Origin of the sequence: Methylocapsa palsarum (assembly GCF_900114285.1) — a bacterium.
Lineage (GTDB): Bacteria > Pseudomonadota > Alphaproteobacteria > Rhizobiales > Beijerinckiaceae > Methylocapsa > Methylocapsa palsarum.
On sequence record NZ_FOSN01000078.1, the window covers coordinates 1 to 1,028 of the forward strand.

At 60.8% G+C, this 1,028-nt stretch carries 1 pseudogene and 1 other annotated feature; the pseudogene reads left to right on the top strand.

Annotation, left to right across the window (positions count from 1 at the left end):
- Positions 1-1,028 (top strand): annotated as a pseudogene (locus BM177_RS19370) (IS3 family transposase); the annotation flags it as partial.
- Positions 210-326, top strand: a sequence feature (AL1L pseudoknot). (Overlaps the previous pseudogene by 117 nt.)

Sequence of the window (1,028 nt, forward strand, 5' to 3'; positions counted from 1 at the left end):
GGCGATTACCCTTCGCGCTGGACGGCCTGCCAGTCGATTTCCGCCAAGATCGGCTGCTCGGCGCACACGCTGCTTGACTGGCTGAAGAAGGCTGAGGTCGACAGCGGCAAGCGAGCCGGCGTGTCCCCCGATGTCGCGGAGAAGCTGAAGGCGCTGGAGCGCGAGAATCGTGAACTCCGGCAGGCCAACGAGATCCTTCGCAAGGCATCAGCATATTTTGCGCAGGCGGAGCTCGACCGCCCATTCAAACGATGATCGCCTTTATCGACGACCAGAGCGATGCACATGGGGTCGAGCCGATCTGCAAGGTTTTGCCGATTGCCCCTTCCACGTATTTCGATCACGTCGCCAAGCGTGCTGATCCTGAGAAGCTATCCTTCCGGGCGAAGCGGGATGCCGTTTTGCAGCCGGAGATCGATCGCGTGTTCAAGGAGAACTTCCGGGTTTATGGCGTGCGCAAAGTCTGGCGGCAATTGCGGCGGGAACGCCTCGACGTTGCTCGCTGCACCGTTGCTCGCCTGATGCGGATGATGGGTCTTGAGGGCGTCATTCGGGGCAAACCGATCCGCACCACGTTCAGCGATAAGGCCGCGCCTTGCCCACTGGATCACGTCAATCGGCAGTTCCATGCCCCCAGGCCCAACGCGCTCTGGGTCTCCGACTTCACCTACGTCAGCACCTGGTCAGGCTTCGTCTACGTGGCCTTCGTCATCGATACCTACGCCCGTCGGATTGTTGGCTGGCGAACCAGTCGGACGGCTCATACCGGCTCCGTGCTCGATGCGCTGGAGCAGGCACTTCATGATCGGCGGCCACTTCATCGTGGTGGGCTGGTCCATCATTTCGACAGGGGATCTCAATACGTCAGCATTCGATACAGCGAGCGGCTGGCTGAGGCCGGGATCGAGCCATCGGTCGGCAGCGTTGGCGACAGCTATGACAATGCTCTCGCAGAGACCATCAATGGGCTTTTCAAGGCCGAGGTCATCCATCGACGTGGGCCTTGGCGTTCATTCGAAGCCGTCGAG